Here is a 20718-nt window from a genome sequence, read left to right as displayed (position 1 = left end):
AGCATGAGCAAGCCGGTCGTTACGCAAGAAGAGATGATCCGGGCTTTCAGCCAAGCCGGAATCGTTCCTTCGGAAATTGTACTTACCCATTCCTCGTTAAAAAGTTTGGGTGACGTACAGGGAGGGCCGCTAAGCGTCATTGATGCGCTCAAGGCAACGGTGTCTAATAAAGGCACCGTTGTTTTTCCCTCTCTCGTGCAACGGGATTTCGCCAACGCCTATCGCAATTGGGACAGGGAGAAGTCGCCTTCCGATGTCGGATTGATCAGCGAGACGTTCCGCTTATTGCCTGACAGCCTGAGAAGCGATCAGGCGACCCATTCGGTTACGGCATGGGGAAGGCAAGCGGAGGAGCTGACGAATTCCCATTCCGCCTACGGGCCGCGAATGGGCGTATTCGGAGATTATTGTTTTTCCTACTCGTCCCCGTGGCAGAAGATGTATCACGAGAACGCGAGAATTTTATTCATCGGCGTGGACCTTGTCTACAACACGTTCAAACATTTCGCCGAATACGTGCTGGTGGAATATTACTGCGGGTTGATTACGGATTCCCGCCGAAAATGCGTCGCGATGTCCAAGCTGGCAACGCACGATAAACCCGGCGTATGGCCGTTTCACGAAGGCCTCAAGACGCAGGCTATGTTGGAAGAACGAGGGCTTGTATCGCATGCGGCATGCGGCAACGCTGCGTTGATCAGCGTTAAAGCGCAAGACTACGTGGACTTGGCTTTGGAAGCTTTCAAAGCCGATCCGGCCCACTGGTTCGACCGGCCTTTCCTCGATTGGCTGGAGCGAGACGTCATGAGCGCAATATAAAGCGGTTGATAAAGGAGACTATGGATCATGTTCATCGATATTCACGCGCACGCCTACCGAAAGCCGGTTCCGTTCGTCGTCCAATTTTGCACGGCGGAAGAGCTGATTCAGCAATACGATGCATTGGGCATCGAGAAAGGGGTGCTTCTCCCGGTCGTAAGCCCGGAAATTTATTTGCCGCAAGCGAACGAGGATATTCTGGATATGGCGGCACTCTATCCGGACCGATTCATTCCTTATTGCAACATTGACCCCCGGGCGTTGACGAACTCGGCGGAAGCTCCGCTCGATCGCCTGCTGTCCTACTACAAGGAAAAGGGCTGCAAAGGGCTTGGGGAAGTGATGCTCAACGTACCGCTCATGGATCCGCTCGTGCAAAATCTGTTCCGTCACGCGGAACGGGTAGGGCTCCCGGTCGTGTTCGACGGCTCGGACCAGATCGGCGGCGACTTCGGACTTTACGACGATCCCGGTCTTCCCCAACTGGAGCATACGCTTCAACGGTTTCCGGATTTGAAAATATTCGGGCACGGTCCGATGTTCTGGGCGGAGATCGGGCGGTTGGAAACCCCGGGAGAGCGTAACTTTATTTTTAAGCTGAACGGCGATCAAGTCGGCAGATTGCCGAGCGGCCCCATCAAGGAAGAGGGCGTCGTGCCCAAGCTATTCCGCAAGTATCCGAACCTACACGGCGATTTGTCGGACTTCACGGCTCACAACGCGATTGCCCGCGATCCCGACTACGGTCCGAAATTTCTGGAGGAGTTTCAGGATCGGCTGTATTTCGGCACCGATTTTTGCTTCGTCGGCATGGAGGTTCCGCTGATCGAGACGCTGATCCAGTGGCGCGATACGAAAAAAATAACGGAAACGGTGTTCAACAAAATCGCCAGGGAAAACGCGATTAAGCTATTCGGGCTGAACGGGTCCGATTGAGCAGGAGGATTGTAAAAAGTGGAACACAAGGAGCCTAACTATGCTTTCCGCAGAAGGCTGGACGAAGTGCACAAGCCGAACCGGAGAGATCCTGCCGCGCGCGTGGAAGCGAACGAGACGGAGATCAAAGAAGGGTGGGGAATCGTCATCGACTTCCGCGCCTGCCCCGTCGTCGTTCAGGCCGCAAAGGATTTGCAAGACTATTTGTTCCAGAGCATGAACGTATCCGTGCTGCTGCGCAAGTCCGAAGACATTGCTTCGGTGGCCGAAACCGGACAGCGGGTCATCGTGCTCGGCACGCGGGGAGAAATGGCGGAAGAAGGGAGCGAACTGACGGAAGACCGCAGCTATCGGGTCGCCGTTCGTTCGCCAAGCATCGTCATCTGTGGCTACGACGGAAGGGGGGCTGCACAAGGAAGCTATTATCTGGAGGACTTGCTGAACTTGCGGGAAGCTCCATTCGCCGAGCAGACCGACACGATCCGAGCGCCAGTCTTTTCTCCGCGGATGACGCACTCGGGCTGGGGACTCGATCAATATCCCGACACGCATCTGAATGCGATGGCGCATGCCGGCTTCGACTCGATTCTTGTGTTCGTGGAAGATGTGGACCGCACCCCGAGCGGATACCTGGACTTCAACAATTTGATCGACAGGGCGGAAAGGTTCGGTATCGACGTGTACATGTACAGCTACATGGTGAGCCAATCTTCGGCGAACATCGTTCAGCCGCACCCCGACGATCCGGGCGCCGAGAGCTTCTATGACCAGCTGTACGGTCGTATCATCCGGGCTTGCCCGCGGTTCAAAGGAATCGTGCTCGTAGGGGAATCCGTGGAATTCCGCAGCAAGGATTCGCGCGTGGCGGAGCTGACAAAGACGGAATGGCCACCGGACCGCATGCGGACGAAGCCGAGTCCGGGCTGGTGGCCGTGCGACGATTTCCCGAAGTGGCTGGAAATGATCCGGAAAGTCGTTCGCAAGATTAGTCTCGAGACGGAGATCGTCTTCTGGACTTACAACTGGGGATGGGCGCCGGAGTCAGATCGGTTGGCGCTCATCCGTGCGTTGCCGGACGATATTACGCTTCAGGTCACTTTCGAGATGTTCCAGCAAATCCGGCGCGACGGCGTCACCCACGTATGCGTCGATTACACGGCATCGTTCGAAGGGCCGGGAGAGTATTTCGCGTCAGAAGCGAAGGCGGCGCGGGAACGGGGATTAAAGCTTTACTCGATGAGCAACACGGGAGGTTTAACCTGGGATTTCGGCGTGATCCCTTTCGAGCCTATTCCTATGCAGTGGGCGAAAAGACATGCGGCCCTGCATCAGGCAAGAAAGGAATGGGGTTTGTCCGGTTTAATGGAAAACCATCACTTCGGCTGGTGGCCGTCATTTGTCAGTGAATTGGCGAAATGGAGCTATTGGACGCCGACGCCTCCGGTCGAACAGATTTACGAGGCGATCGCGAGAAGGGATTTTTCTTCCGAAGCGATTCCTCACGTGCTGGCTGCGTGGGAACATTGGAGCAAAGCCATGCTCGATTATATTCCCACGAACGAAGACCAGTACGGCCCTTTCCGAGTAGGACCTTCCTATCCGCTCATCTTCATGCAGGACGTGAAGCTGCCGGACGTCTGGCACGCGATGTGGGGCAATGAAATCGTATTGACCGATTACGCGCCGCTGGAGGATCCGAGGCAATCGCCAAGCGCGGCGCGGATAAACGTCGAGATCGAATCGTTACAACGTATGGAGAAAAAATGGAAGAGTGGCAATGAGCGGTTGGCTCTCGCCATCGAACTGACGCCGGATCGCAAGAAGGACGAAGCGGTTCGGTTGCTCGGAATGAACGAGTTCATCGTACGTATCATTCGAACGGTTATTCACGTCAAGCTGTGGTATGGCTTAAAGCGGCGGCTGTTCATGGAGCCGGACGGCGAGAAAGGAAACCGGATTCTCGACGAAATGGTGCAATTGGCTCGGGATGAGCTGGATAACGCGAGAGCGGCGATTCCGCTGGTGGAAAGGGATTCGCGGCTGGGCTGGGAAGCCAGCATGGATTACATGACCGATGCGGCGCATCTGGCTTGGAAGGAAGAGCAGGTTCAAGCCGTATTGGATGTAGAAATTCCTCGATACAGGGCATCGTTGGCTCTGTCACGGCAAGGGAGCGATGATGGGCATGGAAGATCATAATTGGCAGGCACGATGGATTTGGGATGGCGACGAATTCGCGTGCGAGAACGAAATTGTCCTGTTTCGCCGTTCGTTCGAAGTTCCGGATACTATCGCTCTGAACGGGGGATACAAACTCGCGTTCGATGTATCGGCGGACAGCAGATATCGCTTGTTCTTGAATGGCAAATCGGTTTCCATCGGACCTTGCAAAGGCGACGTCCATACGCATTACTACGAGACGGTGGACGCAACGAAGCTGCTGAGACCCGGCAAGAACGTCTTGGCAGCCAAAGTCGTGCATTATCGCTTCGACGCGCTGAACGCTCCCGGTCGATCGGGCCCGGGAGCCGTGTGGCGCTCCGACCGGGGCGTGTTCCTGCTTCAAGGATCGCTGAACGACGGAAACGGCCGTGAGATCGAGCGACTGGATAGCGACGAACGCTGGCGAGTATTCCGGGATCGGTCGACGGCGTTCCTGCCGGAGCGAATGACGTTATACGTCGGCGGTCCGGAATCGACGCGGGGCGAGCTCGTGCCTCAAGGTTGGCAGGAGACGGATTACGATGACGGGGGATGGGCGAGCGCGCGCATCGTAAGCGAGACGCATGACGGAATGTGGGGGGCGCTTACGCCGTGGCAACTCGCTCCGCGACCGATTCCGCCGATGAGGGAGGATGAGCGTTCATTTCTGCGAATCGCTAGAGCGAGCGATGGCATCGACTTGAAGGCAACGAGCTCGGGGTTGTCCGGCTTCGTCGTACCGGCAGGCCAGCGCTGCTGGCTTGAACTGGATGCAGGAGAATACGCTGTCGGTTATCTTCGGCTCAGTCTAAGCGGGGGACACGACGCGGAAATCGGCATTCTTTGCTCGGAGAGTTACGAGTACCCGCCGCAAGATGGGGCTCCGCGGAACAAAGGCGTGCGCGACGAATGGCGGGAAGGCAAGGCGCTCTATGGTCCGCGCGACGAGTATCGGGTCGCTGGCTTTGGCAGCGAAGAAAAGCCGGAGACGTACGAACCGTTCTGGCACCGAGCTTTCCGATTCGTGCGCTTCGAAGTCGCAGCAGGGGAAGAGGATGTCGTCGTGCGCGAATTCTCTTATCGCGATACAGGGTACCCGCTGGAGCTTCGAGGATCGTTCGCTTGTTCGGACTCGTCATTCGGTCCTTTATGGGACATCAGCCTGAACACGTTGCGCCGCTGCATGCACGAGACGTACGAGGATACGCCTTTCTATGAGCAACTGCAATATATGATGGACGCTCGGCTGCAATGCTTGTTTACTTACTATACGAGCGGGGATGACCGTCTGGCCCGCAAGGCGATATTCGACTTCCACAGCTCGATTCTGCCTAGCGGCATGCTGCAGTCCAGCTATCCTACCATGCAACCGCAAGCGATTGTCGGTTTTGCTTTGCTTTGGATCTCGATGGTTTACGAGCACTACATGCATTTCGGCGATCGGGAATTGGCGGCCCGTTATCGTCCGACGATAGACGCGGTACTGGATTGGTTCGGCCGCAGAATCGGCGAGGACGGACTCGTCGGGCAAGCGCCGTCCGCGTACTGGTCGTTCGTTGATTGGGTCGATCAATGGAAGGACACGGCGGGCGCGCCGCCAGCGAGCCGAGTCGGACCGCTTACCGTCTATACGATGATGTACGCCGATGCGCTCGACAAGGCTGCTCACCTGAACAACGATACGGGGCGGGAAGGCATCGCTTCGGAGTATAGAAGAAGAGCCGAATCGGCGAGACAAGCGGTACGTATACGCTGCTATTCCTCAGAACGCGAGCTGTATCGCGACGGTTCGTACGTCGATCAATACAGTCAACATACGCAAATCTGGGCTGTGCTGTCCGGCGTCGAAACCGGACCGGCGGCGACCGAACTTCTTGAGCGGATGCTGGCCGAACCGGAACTTCCAAAGGCGTCGTGGGCGTACGGTTTCTTTCTGTTCCGCGCTTTGACGTCGTCGGGGCTGTACGATCGGTCGTTCGGACTATGGGATTCGTGGCGAGAGCTTGCCGCGTTGCATTTGACCGCTTGGGCGGAAGATCCGGTTTCCCAGCGGAGCGACTGCCATGCTTGGAGCGCTGCTCCGCTTTATGAATTTCCCGCGGGAGTGCTAGGCGTGACTCCTATGGAGCCAGGTTATGCCCGAATACGCATCGCGCCATGCCCAGGTCCGTTGACGTGGGCAGAGGGCACGGTCCCGACAGTTCGCGGAGACGTTCGAGTGTCATGGAGCGTTCGCGAAGGCCGGTTCGAGCTAAGCGTAACAGCACCGGATGGAGTACCCGTAGTCGTGAATCTTCCTGACGGCACGACGATCGAGCGGGAAGAAGCCCGTCGATGGGAGCTGACTTGTGAATATCGAGGGTGAACTCTACCGCAGATAGGCTTTTGAACAAATTTAAGCCTTCTCCGTCATGAAAAGAGAGGGAAGTGGGGTTTTTTGAGTAGTCAACCAGAGTACGCCGGCCTTATATTGTGTCTATAGATTCGGCAGGTTACGAACAGGAAGGAGCAAGAGGCTTGCATAGAAGAAGCTTTGGGCACGAATTCAGGAAAAATAAGTGGTTGTTCGTCATGATCGCGCCGGCGGTCGCCTACTTTCTCGTCTTTTTTTATTTTCCCATGGCCGGCTCTTATATGGCTTTCACAAGCTACGATTTGGTAAAAGGGATTTTCAAAAGTCCATTCGTAGGATTGGAAAACTTCAAGTTTTTGTACATTAGCGGCATATTGGCCAAAATCACGATGAACACGATTCTTTACAACGTGGCCTTCATCCTGGTAGGCGGCGCGTTTCAGATCAGTGCGGCGATCTTCATCAGCGAGTTGGCCGGCAAGTCGTTCAAGAAGCTGACCCAGTCCATGATGTTTCTGCCTTATTTCGTTTCTTACGTCTTGATCGGGGTTTTCGTCTACCAGTTTTTCAATTACGAACACGGAACATTAAACGGTATATTAAAGGCCCTGCACATGGACCCCGTTGACGTTTTCTCGAATGTGGGCATCTGGAAATACATTATCGTTTTCTTCAGCGTGTGGAAGGGTTTAGGCTTTGGCATGATTATTTATTTGGCGACGATCATGGGGATTAACAACGAAATTAACGAAGCCGCCGAAATCGACGGGGCGAGCATCTTTCAGAGAATCCGCTACATTACGATTCCGCTCATCATTCCGACTTTTATTACTTTGCTGCTGCTCTCCGTAGGCTCCATTCTTAAGGGGCAGTTGGATTTGTTCTATCAGATCACGGGAAATAACGGTTTGCTGTTCGACGCGACCGAAGTCGTAGATACTTACGTGTTCCGCGCGTTGTTGAACGCCAGAGATTACGGCCTCGTATCGGCGGCGGGATTCTATCAATCCTCGTTCGGTTTCGTCCTTGTTTTGATCGCGAATTATTTGGTGAAAAAATACGACCGTGATTACGGATTGTTCTAGGAGGGGGCATCGTGAAACCGGATCCGAAGCGAAATTTGTTCAGCGTCATCGGTTATTCTTATGTGTCGATTTTGTCGATTGTTTGTTTCGTTCCCTTTTGGCTTATTATTTCCGGCTCATTCAGCAGTGAATCTTCTATCGTGAAAAAAGGCTACAGCATCATCCCGGGGCAGTTTTCTTTCAAAGCTTACGAGACTCTGTTCCGCTATTCCGACCGGATCGTAAGCGCGTATACGGTCACGGTCGCGTTAACCGTCCTCGGTACTTTCCTGGGCTTGTTCCTCATGGCGATGGCGGCGTTCGTCTTGTTGAGGCAAGATTTTAAATACCGCAACTATTTCGCCTTCTTCTTCTATTTCACTCTATTATTCAGCGGGGGACTTGTTCCTTTCTATCTGCTAATGGTAGGTTATCTGGAGTTGAAAAATACGTTCCTTTCGATGCTGCTTCCTTCGATGATGAGCGCATGGAACCTGCTGCTGCTCAGAAACTTCATGAAGAACGTTCCCGAATCGATCATCGAATCGGCCAAAATCGACGGCGCCGGGGATTTTACGATATTCATGAGATTTATCGTTCCACTTTCCAAGAGCGGGCTCGCCACCATCGGGCTGTTCGTAGCGCTTGTATATTGGAACGACTGGTTTAACGCGATGCTGTTCATCGACGACATGAATTTATACCCGTTGCAATATTTGCTTTACAAAACGATTCAGCAGGTCGAAGGACTGCAAATGGCAAGCCAGAAGGGCGCTGCCGTCTCCCTTGCGGAGTTACCGGCGGAGTCGATCAAGATGGCCACAGCCGTCATTTCCACCGGTCCGATTCTACTCGTATTTCCATTTATCCAGAAATATTTTGTCAAAGGCATCGTCGTAGGCTCCGTGAAAGGCTGACAACCAGATCGCATATGCAAACCGTTGGGAGGGTTATGTTTTGAAAAGCACGATGCTCAAATTCGGCAGTACATGGATCGCGGCGGCTATAGCGTTCGCGTTGCTGGCGGGCTGCGTTGGCAATGCAGGCAAGGAAGAGGGGATTTCCGCTAGCGCGGACACGCCGAACATTTCCAAGAAAGTGGAAGTTAAGATGTACTTGGCCGGCGACGCCAGCGCGGATTCCCCGCTCGTCGAACAAGAGATTAACAAGCTGCTAGAGAAAGATTTGAACGCCACGATCAAAATCATCAACATCCCTTGGTCAGATTGGGGCACCAAGTACCCGCTCATTCTGACTTCGGGCGAAAAGTACGATTTGGTCTACGCATCGAACTGGGCCGGATTTTCCGATTACGCCCGCAAAGGGGCATTCATGGCGATAGACGATCTGCTGCCCAAGTATGCGCCTGCTACGGTAAAGCAGTTGCCTCCGCAAGCGTGGGACGAAGTGAAGATCGACGGCAAAATCGTCGGCATTCCTTCCTATCAGGATGATTACTTAACAGACGCGATGGTCATTCGGGGAGATTTGCGCGAGAAATACGGCGTCCCTCCGGTGACGGATTTGGACTCGCTGGGCGTCTATCTGGAAGCGGTCAAGAAAAACGAGCCTGACCTGGTGCCGCTGGATGCAAACGCTTCAGAGGATCTGCTCATTCCGGCGACGCCCTACGAGATTATCGACGGAGCCATCTACGCGTACTCGTATGAGGACCTGAAGAAAGGGAAAATCAACCACCTTGCGTTCATGGACGCGTTCGAGCCTTTTGTTAACCGCATGAAGGAATGGAACGACAAGGGGTATTTCTCCAAAGGCATGTTAACGAACAAAGGGTATTCGTATGGCTCTTACGAGAAAGGCACGAGTGCGGTAGGCGTCGGGAATACGGGCCAAATCTTCAACGTGCTGGCGAACACGCAAATCACGCATCCCGAATGGAAGTCCGAATTCGTCAGTTTCCGGTTGAAAACGAAGGCGGGCGTTCACAAGCTGAGCTTTATGTCGGAAGGGATGGCCGTGGGCAGATTCGCGGAAAACCCGGAGAGAGCGCTCATGATCCTGGATAAATTCCGGACGGACAAAACGTATTACAACTTGCTGCACTACGGTATCGAGGGAAGAAACTACATCATTAACGCGGAGGGAAAACGGGAAAATCCGCCGGGGGTGACGCCGGACAAGAACGGATACTTGGCGAATAACAACGGACAATGGGGCTTTGTCGTGACATCGATGGAAACCCAGGACGCGAACGAATGGCCGGATAAGCGGAAAATCATCAATCCCCAGTTTGACGAGTTCACGACACCGGACCTTATGGGTAGATTTGTGTTTAACCGGGACAACGTGAAGGCGGAGCTGGCGGCGATGTCGCAAGTGTACATCCAATACGCGGTTCCGCTGAGGTGGGGATTCACGAAAGATCCGGCTAAAGATCTAGAAAACCTGAGAAGCAAACTGAAGGCGGCTGGTAGCGACAAAGTGTTGGCGGAAATGAGGCAACAACTGCTAGATTATTTCAAGCCTTAACGAAATCCATCCACGGAGGTCGAGGTTATGGCATTTAATAACAAAGCACGATCGCGTTCAAGGAAATCCGTCGTATTCACTTTGGTTTTCATGATTGTATTTTCCGCATTCTCGGTAGTTGCTCCGCAGACGCTGCGTTCTGTCGCCGCACAGGGGGAAGTCACGGAATATAAATTCATTAACGCGTCGAGCGGAACGTCGAACATTCGACTAGTTGGCGACCCCACAGCCGAGCCTCATGTTACTTATGACCAGGAGATGGGGGCGCTCGTCGACGCTAGGCAACTCGGTTTAAGCCGTTCGTTTGAGTTCGACGTGCCCGAGAACGGCTATTATCAAATTTCGTTCCAAGGCTATCGGGAAGATCGGGTCGGCATTTGGGATTTGTACGTCGACGGGAACAAGATCGGCCAATACGATTTTTACGCGCCGTCCTTCGGCATCGGGCCGCAGCAATCGTATGCCACGATGGAGCTCAAGAGCGGGACGCACCAGTTCAAGCTGACGTCCGTCGGCAAAAACACCGCGGCTATCGACGGTTGGAGCAATCATGGGGCATATCCTCACAAGCTCGTGCTAACGAAGCAGCCTGCAGTCGAATATCGCTTTTTCGATGCGCAAAGCGCCTCATCGAATATACGACTGGTCGGCAGCCCTGCTGCGGTACCGCACGTGGGCTTCGATCAGGAAATGGGAGCCCTTGTAGATGCCAGAGCGCTCGGTTTAAGCCGCTCGTTTGAGATCGACGTGGCGAAGGCCGGTTATTACCAGGTCACGTTTCAAGGCTTCCGGGAGGACCGCGTCGGCATCTGGGATCTGTACATGGATAATCAATGGATCGGCACTTACGATTTCTACGCACCGTCCTTCGGCAAAGGTCCGTCCGCTGTGCTGCAGACGGTGGCTTTGACGAGCGGCACTCATACGTTCAAGCTAGTTTCAGTCGCCAAAAATTCAGCGGCGATCGACGGCGGCAGCAATTATGGGGCGTACCCGCACAAGCTGGCGCTTATTCCGAAAGCGTCTCTCCCCGTTCAGGAATATAACTTCTACGACGCGTCTAATGGAGTATCGAATATTCGCCTTCAGGGCGACCGAACGGCGTCTCCTATTGTGGGGTACGATCAGGAAATGGGCGCTCTTGTTGATGCCCGAGCGCTCGGTTTAAGTCGATCGTTCGCGATTGACGTGGCGGAGAAAGGCTATTACCAAGTCTCGTTTCAAGGCTTTCGGGAAAATCGGGTCGGCATCTGGGATTTGTATGTCGACGGGATCAAAGCCGGGCGCTACGATTTCTATGCTCCGTCCTTCGGCAAAGGTCCGAACGTTGCGTTCCGTACGTTCGAACTGACGGGCGGCACGCACATCTTTTCTCTGACGTCGGTAGGTAAAAACGCGAGCGCTATCGATGGCGGCAGTAATTATGGCGCGTATCCGCACAAGCTTACGCTTACTGGCAAACCGGCGCTGCCCACATTCGAAACGGGAGCGGATGCCGTTAAGCTGAAATTGCTGGTCGGCGAGCAATCACAACTCCAGCCTTACGTGCAGTGGAGCGACGGTTATCGGCCAGACCCGTCCGAAACGGTCGTCTATCAATATGCTTCCAGCAATCCCGCTGCGGCGACAGTGAACTCGCAAGGGAAAATTTCCGCCGTCGCGGCGGGGACGACAAACATTACCGTTACGGCTACTCTGGGGAGTCTGACCGCCCAACGAACGTGGAGTGTCCAAGTCGTTGGCGAGCATTTGAACGGCGCGTCGCTCGAATTGTCGCCGAACGCGTTGACGTTGAACAATACGGCGAAACTTATCGTACGAGGAACGTTAACCGACCAATCGGCGGCCGACTTGACCGGAGCGGTCATCGTTTACCAAAGCGATAATCCTGCTATCGCGAGCGTGGATGCCGGCGGAGTCCCGACCGGGCATCAGCTCGGGCAGACGACGCTCCGGGCGAGCGTAACGTTGGCGGGCGTAACCGTTAACGCGCAGTTATCGGTGACCGTTGGACCTAACGTGCTGGGGAAGGCGGAGCTGACGCTCGAGGGCCCCGTCGTGGAGACGCAAGTCGTGAAGCCAACGGTGAAGGCTTATTACGATATCGGCACGCCCGTGAATTTGTCGCAAGCGCAAGTGGTGTTTTCGAGCGCGAATAACCAGATTCTAAGTCCGAAAGCGAACAGCGGCTATTTCAAAGCGCTTGCGCAAGGCACGACGACGATAACCGTCAGCGTGACGCTTGGCGGAGTGACGAAAACGAGCAGCCAAACGGTCACTGTCGGAGAACTGAAAAGCGATAAAACGAGAAGCACGTACTACACGGCTGCCAAAGTGGCCAATGCGCGCCAGAACGTGTTGACCTACGATTGGGCCGCAACCATGCGGAACTCGGCTGTCGCTTCGGCGGATCAATATTTGGCCCAAGGCTACGATTTCATCTGGCATCTCGTTCCGCCGCAGACGTTGCCTCGAAGCTACGGCGTAAACCAGGCGCTAGGCAGCCCGATTTCCGGCAAGCAGATCGACCAGTTCGGCTCTTATCCTTACCTGGGAGATCCATACGCCGAGCCCTGGAAAATTATCGACCCGAGCGCGAAGGACGCGAACGGTCAGTATTATCGTTACCCGACCAACGATTTCGGCGCGTATTACAACAGCGGGCTGGACGCCCAAGGTATTTTCCGGCCGGAATTGGCGAACCGCAGCCTGCTCGTGAATGTGCTGTATCCGGAGAAGGGACCGACTTGGGGCGTTGACGACGGATACGGCTGGGTGGATGCGAACGGGAACCGTTATACGTTCATCGCCTACTATACGCACTGGATGTTATGGTTCAGCGGGAGCATAGAGAAGGAATTGGCCAGCTTCCGCGACGCGTACATTTATACCGGCGACGCGAAGTACGCCAAAGCGGGTTTGATCTTGCTCGACCGCATTGCGGATATATACCCGACGCTCAGCGCGAAGGCGTACGACGGTTCCGTCTATTTGAGATCGGGGATTAACGGCAGGGCTGTCGGTTCGATATGGGAATCGGGTCTGTCCAAAGGATTTGCCAGCGCGTACGACGCTTTCTACCCGGCGACGAATGATCCGTCCGTGATGACGGACGTCATCGCATTCCTTAGCGCGAAAGGCGAACAGTATAATTTGTCGTTCAAGACGACGGCCAAGGGGATTCGCAAAAATATCGAAGACGGCATTCTGAGAGAAATCAACAAGGCGGTTCGCAATGCGGACATCTACGGCAACATGGGCTTCCATCAGAGTACGTTGGCGATGGCTGCAGTCGTGCTGGACACACTGCCCGAGACGAAGGATTGGCTCGACTTCGTGCTTCGGGCCGGAGGTTATGTCCCGAGTCTGGACCAGACGACCGGAGGCCATATTCTGGCCGGCCTAGTTAACGATATCGACCGGGACGGGGAAGGGAACGAGGGCTCGCCGGGCTACAATTCGGAATGGCTGCAATCGTATTCGTTCCTGGGATTGGCGGACATTTTACAAGGCTATGACAAGTACCCGCAAGCGGATCTGTATCAGAACGTCAAGCTCAAGAAAATGTTCATGTCCAAGTATCAGATGATGATGGCCGAGCGTTACACGCCGACGATCGGGGACACGGGATTTACGGGCAATCCGCTTCTGGAATTTAACATCAACACGATGCGAAAGGCGTTCGACGTTTACCAAGATCCCCTGTTCGCGCAATTGCTCTATTTCCTCAACCATAACCGGACCGAGGGGCTGAAAGGCGATATTTTCTCGGCGAATCCCGATGGGCTGGCGGCCAGCGTCGCCGCCGATATCGCCCAATACGGACCGCTGAATTTGGGCAGTACGAATATGGCGGGCTTCGGGCTGGCGGCGCTGCGGGATGGAACGCGGACGCAGCCGTCCTTCGGAACGAGCCATTTGTTTACGGGACTGACAGTATCGCAGCATTCGGCACCCTATTCCGCATTTCAGACGACGAATACGGTGCAGCTTGAGGCGGAGTCTGCAGGTCAATCGATCACGTTCGCGGTTCCCGTAACCACCGGCGGCACCTATGAATTGTACGTTCGTCCTTGGCGGGATCCGAGCTATGGCAAATACGGGGTATACGTCGACAACCAGTTCCTGAAGGAAATTGATTTCAACGGTTATTTGACCGAACTGGAATCGATCGGCACGTTGGCATTGACTACGGGAACCCATCAATTGTCGTTCAGGTATGCAGGAACGACATCCGCATCGGGCGGCTTCAAGATGGGGGTTACCGAGCTGCGCCTGCGCAATACGTCCGGCGGCGCCGCGCCGGTCGGCACGGACACCTTGAGGGACGCATGGATGTACTACGGAATCAATGACGGCCATGGCCACCGCGATACGTTGAATCTGGGTCTTCATGCGTTCGGACTCGATCTCGCGCCCGATCTCGGGTATCCGGAATACTCTGACGGCGCTAACCGCTCGGAGTGGGTTGCCAATACGGTCAGCCACAATACCGTTGTCGTCGACAAGAAGAAGCAGCTTCCTCAGAAAGTCGCGCTGCCGCAGCATTTCGATGATCGTGGAGAAGTGAAGCTGATGGATGTAGCTGCGCCGAACGTTTATACGCAAACTTCGGCATACAGACGAACGACCGCGATGATCAAAGTAGAGGAAACGAATTCCTATACCGTCGATTTCTTTAAGGTGAAGGGCGGCACGGATCATCACTTCAGCTTCCACGCAGGCGAAGGGACGGCCGCCGTGGAGGGGCTCACCTTAACCGCGCAAGCCACGGGCACTTACGCCGGCTCCCAAGTGGGATTCGGACAACGCGCGGACGATGTGGCCGGGGCCAACTATATGGGAAGCGGGTTCCATTGGCTGAAAAATGTCCGGAAGACGACGAATCCGGCACAGCAGTTCAGCGTCGATTGGCAAATGAAGGACACCTGGAACATGTACAACGGGGGAGCCGGGGCGAATACGAACACGCATCTGCGATTGACGATGCTGGGAGCGCTGTCGGACGTCGCGCTTGCGACGGGGCTTCCTCCGCAGAACAAGCCGGGCAATCCGTCCGAACTGACCTATTTGCTCGCTCACCGCAACGGCACGAATCTGGATAGTCTGTTTACTTCCGTTATCGAGCCTTATAAGGGCGCGCGGTTTATCGGCTCCATATCTCCGGCCGTCGTCAGGTCCGGCGGAACGATCGTCGACAATGCGGATGTCAAGGCAGTCAAAGTCACGCTGAATAGCGGTCGAGTCGATTATATCGTCTATTCGTTAGATCCGAATACGACCTATACGATCGACAATAAAATTCAGTTCCGCGGATTTTTTGGGGTCTATTCCGAAGCAGGCGGCGTGCCGGTCTACCGTTACGTCAACGATGGATCGTTCATTGCCCCGGTTAGCGAGACGCCGGTTCAGGCGACAGCCGCTTTGCAAGGCACGGTCGTCGACTTCACGAAGACGCTGAGCGCGAGCAATTCAATCGACGTGCAGATGTCCCTGTCCGGAGTCGCGGCGAACGAACTGGTCGGCCGCTGGATTTATATCGAGACGAGCGGCGTGCGCAACGGCGCTTACGAGATTAAGGGGGTAACGTCGCTTGGCGGAAATACGTACCGGTTGAACGTGGGAGACGCGACGCCGATTCTGACTTACCGGGATTACGCGGATTTCAGCCAAGGCTTTATTTACGGTTTCGCAACGGGAGCATCCTTCCGTATCCCGCTTTCGAACGAGCAATCGAGTTAAATCTTTAAAACCTCCTATTTGAAGCAAACTAGAAATAGTTGCTCTAATTAGCCAAAAAGTCCCGATGATCATTTTGCATCGGGACTTTTTGGCAATTTGAAGGAGAGTAACCATTGCCCGCAGTTCCGTTCACGAGCACCGGCCTTTCATTTCTAAGGGTTCAGTTGATCGTGATGTCATCAATGAAATCCGTATTGTCGCCGCTCGTGGTGCCGACGAATTTAATGGTATGATTTCCTGCCGTCGCATAGAAGCTATTGGTCGTAAACAAGCTGAAGCTGCCGGAAGAAGGCGAGAAATTGCCGATGACCGTATTATCGAACAAGACGTTAAACACCTGCGTCCCTCCAGTGCTTGTTCGTTTGGCGGCATTAAAGCTAATCGTATGACTGCCGCCGCTCGAGAAGTTTACGGTCTGACTGATCGTACCGTTATTTTGCAGAAATGCCGTCCGCACGCCTTCTGGTGCATTGGGAGCCCCCCAAGCGCTGCCGTTTTGTTGAATGCCGGACTGGCTATCGAAGGTCCAACCGTTCGTAAACGGACCGTAAGCGTAAGTACCGGTGCTCGGCAATTCAAATCCCGAGACAGCGAGCGGGACCGCAGCTGCGGCGCTGTTCGAGACGCGGATATCATCCACGTTGACCGTACCGCTCGATGCAATCGGGTCAAATCGCAACTGCTTAATCGTTCCGGTCCAAGCGCTGTTCGTTGAAAAGTCGAATACGTACTCCGCGTAATCGCTATCGTTTGCCGTTATCGTTTTCAGTATGCTTTTGGCGGCCGTCCAGGTCGTATCCGTTGCGGTAATGAAGAATACTTGGGCCTCGTTGGAACCGGTATTGTTTTTCATTCTAACCTTGACGTATTTATAAGCGGAGGCGTTGAGACTCAGATTCGGATCAGAGTAGATATACGGATCGGTGCCGCTCGAAGTCAGCGTGTTGATTCCCCCCGATACGGACTGGGAGATTTGGTTGCCGTTCGTCCAGCCCTCCGCATTGCCATCCGCATTGAAACCCCAATCATAAGCGAGAGAACCACTCGTAAAGGAACGGTAGGCGACGGTCGGCACCCAGCTCGTTTCATCGTAGCTCTCGTCTCCGTTCGGCCCGCTGCCGATCTCGAAGCGAATCCTATCGCCGGCGGATACCGGAATATTGTCGAGATCCGTATCCACGCCTACCTGGTCCGATGCGCCAATCGCGTAAGTGCCCGAGGCTGGCCAGAGCTGAGTCGTCGACGCTCCGGACACCTTGTTGATGCGAGCAGTTATGCCATCGCCGCCCGTATCCCACTTCAACACCCTGCCGCGAATACTGATCGTACCGGAGGCTGGAGCAATCCATACTCTGGCGACATCGCAAGCTGAACAATTGCCGGGGTGCATTTCGAACTTTTCAACGCGCTGCAACCACGGATAAGCGGAATTTTGATACCACCATTGGTTGTTCGCATCGAAGGTCAAATCAGTCCAGACGCCCGCGTTCTTATATTGATATTTCCATTGATTCTCGCTTTGCGTTCCGGAAAAATCGTTGGCGGCATAATAGCCGGTTTGGTTCAGACGGACATTGTTGGATTGTATGAACGGATTGCCCGGACCGCTGGTGGTCAGGAACGGTTGTCCGGGTTCGTAGTAAAGGTTGTTGCTGAACGTACCCGTCGGGGTTACCGGGGTCGTTCCGCCGTTCAGCCAATACACCGATCCATAGGCGTTTGCTTTCCCGTTCTGCGAGAACAGGTTACCGCTAAATACCGTGTTGAGGCTGCGATCGTCGGGATCTCCCCCGTGTATATTCAGAATCTCCAAGCCGGGACCCGCGTTACCTGCGATGTAGTTGTTCCGCACGGCGACGTTCTCGGTGGAAAATTCCAAGTCGATCGCCCCGCTGTCGGGACTGTTCGTATTCGGCACATTGGTCATGATGTTATTGGCAAAGGTGACGTCCTTGACGCGCTGCAGGATGACGGCAGCGGTCCCGGAATAAATATGGCAAGCTGCCTCGTTATCGAGGATAGAGTCGATTACTTTCACATTAGTAGCGCTGGACAAACGCAAGGAGTCGCTGCAGCCCATCGTCGCGTTCTGATACGCTGCGGCGGCATGTCCGTCGTCGTCGTGCAAATACAAGTTTTTCATTACGATGTTCTGGAACAACGAGCTTCCGTTCGAGCCCGGCGTACTGGAATCCATGCCGTTCCACGGATCGATAGAGATGCTGTCTACGTTATGCGCGCCCTCGATATTCGTAAAGTTCAAATTGCGAGCTGCGTATTGCGTATCGTCGAATGCGAGGGAAATTTGAACCGCATCGATAAAGTCCGTGTTATCGCCGGTCGTCGTTCCCGCGAATTTGATCGTATGATTTCCCGCGGTCGCATGGAAACCGTTCGTCATGAACTGGCTGAAGCTGCCAGAGGACGGGGTGAAGCTGCCGACCGCCGTATTATCGAAATAGACATCGAAAGATTGGGTGCCGCCCGAAGTCGTTCGCTTCGCGGCTTGAAATTTGATGGAATAGTAGCCGTCGGTCTGGAAGTTGACGCTCTGGCTGATGTTGCCGGGGCCCTGCAGGAATAGCGTTTGCACCCCTTGCGGAGCATTGGCTGCTCCCCAGACGCTTCCGTTATGCTGAACGCCTGAATTGCCGCTGAACGTCCAACCGTTCGTGAACGGTCCGGATGTATACGTGCTGGCGGCAGGAGTTTCGAAGCCGCCATTGGTCACCGGTACCTGGGCAGCCGTAAATAGAATACCGGATGACATAAACACGGAATCGCGAAGCGCATTCGGATCGAAGGGATGGATGTCATCTAGCGGTCCCGGGTAAGCGATCGTATGCCCCGCCCAAACCCCTCGAATATCATGAACATATATATTGTTAAAATTCAAACCTTCGTGCATTAACGTGCTATACAACACATAAATGCCGACACCGGCGTTCGAAACTTCCAGATTGCGAACATCCCAGTAGGACGGATTTAGGAAAGCGACCATTCGCTCCGCGTCGGAATTGTTGCCGACGATTCGCGGACGCGGATTGGAAGATGGACCGTAGTCCGCCAGCGATAAATGGCTGGCAGGGGTGCCGCTGTTCGTGAATGTCATATGCTGGCCGGTCCATGCTGAGCCCCTGTTTAACAGCACTTGGTCTCCGGGGCTTAGTGCCAGTCCGTTAACCTTCGTCAAACTGCACCACGGAGCCGCCGATGAAGTGCCCGGATTACTGTCGCTGCATCCGGTGCTGCTTATATAGTAGTTGGAAGCGTACGCGACGGAAGCCGCCGCCAAACATAGAAATAGTACAAACGCAGAGGAGAGCAAAACTTTTCTTGTCATCATCCTGATTCCTCTTTTCTGTGCGTTTAAAGTGATCGCTATCCCGGCAGCAACAGATGAACTGCCGGGATAGCGAAATGCTTAAGGATATAAACGGAGCTTATTTACCGTCGGCCGTCTTCCACGCGTCTACTTGCTTTTGAATTTCCGCGATTACGTTGTCTAGGCCTGCCTTTTTGACTTTTTCTTTGTACTCGGCGATTTTGGCATCCACGTCTTTCGCCATATAAATCGTTTTCAGCTCCGGCTCCAGTGCGTCGATTTGCGCCATCTCTTTCTTAACCGGAGACGAATCGAACGTGAATCCGACGTAAGGCGAGTATTTGGCTTTGTCGATCGCGGCTTTTAAGCCGTCGAGCACTTCCTGGCTGTTCCAGTTGGAAGGCCATTGATCCCAGAGGCTGCCGATGAAAGGATGCCAGATTGCCCACTCGAGTTTGTCTTTAGTCTTGATCGTCGGATTGTCGGTGCCTTTGCCGGAAACATAGTTCCAGTCGTCGCCCTCTAGCCCGTAACAGAATCTGTTGAAAAGATCTTTGTCTTTGAAAAGCAGGTTGAGCAGCATCATCGCCCGCTCCGGATGTTTGCTTGTTTTGCTGATGTAGCTAACGGCGCTGCGGACCGTCGAACCGGTGACGTAATTCGTGAAATCAAGCGGCGTGGAAACCATCGACGTTCCCAAATCTGTGGATACTTTGGTGAACGAAGCATCGTAAATATGATAGGTCGAGCCTGCATATTTGCCGGTTTTGAATTCCGCGATATAGTCGGTAATCTGTTTCTTGGGAACATAGCCTTTCAAATACCAGTCATGCTGCAATTTCTGGACTTTGACCCATTCCGGGTTGTCCAGCAGCGATTTCCATTGACCGTCAAGATTGTCGTAGCCGATCATCGGAGAAATTTTATCCATCGTATTCGGCATGGCTGCAGAGAAATCGCCCATGAACGGGATCAGATTCGGCTCTTTCTCCTTCAACATTTGCAGAACCGGTTCAAGCTGCTCATACGTGTGGATGCTTTGGTAATCGATGCCGTATTTGTCCACGATGTCTTTCCGGAGCGAGATATTGTAAGAGGATACCCATGCGCTCGGATTCGCAACGCCGAATTTTTTGCCTTTGGCGGTCACGGCTTGCCATGCTTGTTCCGGCACTTTCTTGAGAATGTCCTGACCGTATTTGTTCAAGAGATCGTCCACTTCCATCGCCATGCCGCCGGAAACGATCTGGCTGAAGCCCAATTGGTTTAAGTCGAGGAAAATGTCGAATTGCTCGCCTGCCGCCGCCGCGACTTTCATCTTTTGAGCATAGGTGGCGCCGTCCACGAATTTGAACACGACGTTGGCGTTGATTTTTTCTTTGAGCCTGTCGTTCAGATCCTTCATGACTTTCTCTTCATTGGCGCGAGGATCCAGCGGAGCCGTCATATACCAGGTAAGTTTGACGAATTCCTTGGTATCGTCCGCCGATGGCGCGTCGGTGCCGGAAGATGCGGAAGTTTCCATTGGCGAAGCGGTTTCCTTGGTTTCCGGAGCGCTAGCGGAACCGCTCGGGGATGCGTTATTTTGGCCGCAGCCCGCCAGGGCGATAATCGCGACGAGAAGAGTGGAGAAGACGAAGCTGAATTTTTTCGATTGTTTCGATCGCATTTCATAACCTCCCGATGATTTTCATGATCTATTTGCAGCGCTCCTTCGTTGATTGGCCGATCAAGAGAGGAGCTATGTTAACGGTCTTCTGCGAGCGCTCAAGGCAGAGACCCGGTTA

The 20718-nt window shown here is 54.1% G+C and carries 10 protein-coding genes; 8 read left to right on the top strand and 2 right to left on the bottom strand.

The genetic code is table 11. The features are described from left to right. Nucleotides 1–3 precede the first annotated feature (3 nt). From ACFPOF_RS32795 to ACFPOF_RS32760, 8 genes are all read left to right on the top strand, one after another. Nucleotides 4–819 carry an AAC(3) family N-acetyltransferase gene (locus ACFPOF_RS32795; RefSeq protein WP_378140282.1) on the top strand — a complete coding sequence of 272 codons (816 nt, stop codon included), beginning with the start codon at nt 4–6 and terminating at the stop codon, nt 817–819. Between the two features lie 27 nt (nt 820–846). Continuing rightward, the gene (locus ACFPOF_RS32790; RefSeq protein WP_378140280.1) at nt 847–1755 is read left to right on the top strand and encodes an amidohydrolase family protein; all 909 of its coding nucleotides are present in this window, start codon (nt 847–849) and stop codon (nt 1753–1755) included. An 18-nt stretch (nt 1756–1773) separates the two neighbouring features. Then, nucleotides 1774–3954: a hypothetical protein gene (locus tag ACFPOF_RS32785; RefSeq protein ID WP_378140278.1), complete on the top strand. Its 2181-nt coding sequence runs from the start codon at nt 1774–1776 to the stop codon at nt 3952–3954. After that, complete coding sequence (locus ACFPOF_RS32780) at nt 3941–6322, top strand: alpha-L-rhamnosidase-related protein (protein ID WP_378140276.1); 2382 nt, start codon at nt 3941–3943, stop codon at nt 6320–6322. The genes ACFPOF_RS32785 and ACFPOF_RS32780 overlap by 14 nt, the downstream gene beginning before the upstream one ends. Before the next feature lie 152 nt (nt 6323–6474). Further along, nucleotides 6475–7395: an ABC transporter permease gene (locus ACFPOF_RS32775; RefSeq protein ID WP_378140274.1), complete on the top strand. Its 921-nt coding sequence runs from the start codon at nt 6475–6477 to the stop codon at nt 7393–7395. Between the two features lie 11 nt (nt 7396–7406). Further along, nucleotides 7407–8291 (top strand): carbohydrate ABC transporter permease, encoded by an 885-nt coding sequence (locus ACFPOF_RS32770; protein WP_378140272.1) that lies wholly within the window; start codon nt 7407–7409, stop codon nt 8289–8291. A 40-nt stretch (nt 8292–8331) separates the two neighbouring features. Continuing rightward, nucleotides 8332–9864, top strand: coding sequence for an extracellular solute-binding protein (locus ACFPOF_RS32765; protein ID WP_378140270.1), 1533 nt, complete (start codon nt 8332–8334; stop codon nt 9862–9864). Between the two features lie 27 nt (nt 9865–9891). Continuing rightward, entirely contained in the window at nt 9892–15606 is a 5715-nt protein-coding gene (locus ACFPOF_RS32760; protein WP_378140268.1) for an Ig-like domain-containing protein, read from the top strand. 160 nt (nt 15607–15766) lie between these two features. On the opposite strand, the gene ACFPOF_RS32755 is transcribed toward ACFPOF_RS32760, so the two are convergent. Beyond that, nucleotides 15767–18952, bottom strand: a complete 3186-nt coding sequence (locus tag ACFPOF_RS32755) for a DUF642 domain-containing protein (protein WP_378140266.1) — start codon at nt 18950–18952, stop codon at nt 15767–15769. A 97-nt stretch (nt 18953–19049) separates the two neighbouring features. After that, complete coding sequence (locus tag ACFPOF_RS32750) at nt 19050–20600, bottom strand: extracellular solute-binding protein (protein ID WP_378140264.1); 1551 nt, start codon at nt 20598–20600, stop codon at nt 19050–19052. Nucleotides 20601–20718 lie beyond the last annotated feature (118 nt).

The sequence above is a fragment of the Cohnella soli genome, from assembly GCF_042655525.1.
Classification (GTDB): domain Bacteria; phylum Bacillota; class Bacilli; order Paenibacillales; family Paenibacillaceae; genus Cohnella; species Cohnella soli.
This window is presented reverse-complemented; position numbering and strand designations above follow the sequence as displayed.

Excerpts from the sequence above, each read along its gene's own strand:
- ACFPOF_RS32780 (WP_378140276.1), top strand. The coding sequence starts at position 3,941 with ATGGAAGATCATAATTGGCAGGCACGATGGATTTGGGATGGCGACGAA.
- ACFPOF_RS32760 (WP_378140268.1), top strand. The coding sequence starts at position 9,892 with ATGGCATTTAATAACAAAGCACGATCGCGTTCAAGGAAATCCGTCGTA.
- ACFPOF_RS32790 (WP_378140280.1), top strand. The coding sequence starts at position 847 with ATGTTCATCGATATTCACGCGCACGCCTACCGAAAGCCGGTTCCGTTC.
- ACFPOF_RS32795 (WP_378140282.1), top strand. The coding sequence starts at position 4 with ATGAGCAAGCCGGTCGTTACGCAAGAAGAGATGATCCGGGCTTTCAGC.
- ACFPOF_RS32755 (WP_378140266.1), bottom strand. The coding sequence starts at position 18,952 with ATGATGACAAGAAAAGTTTTGCTCTCCTCTGCGTTTGTACTATTTCTA.
- ACFPOF_RS32750 (WP_378140264.1), bottom strand. The coding sequence starts at position 20,600 with ATGCGATCGAAACAATCGAAAAAATTCAGCTTCGTCTTCTCCACTCTT.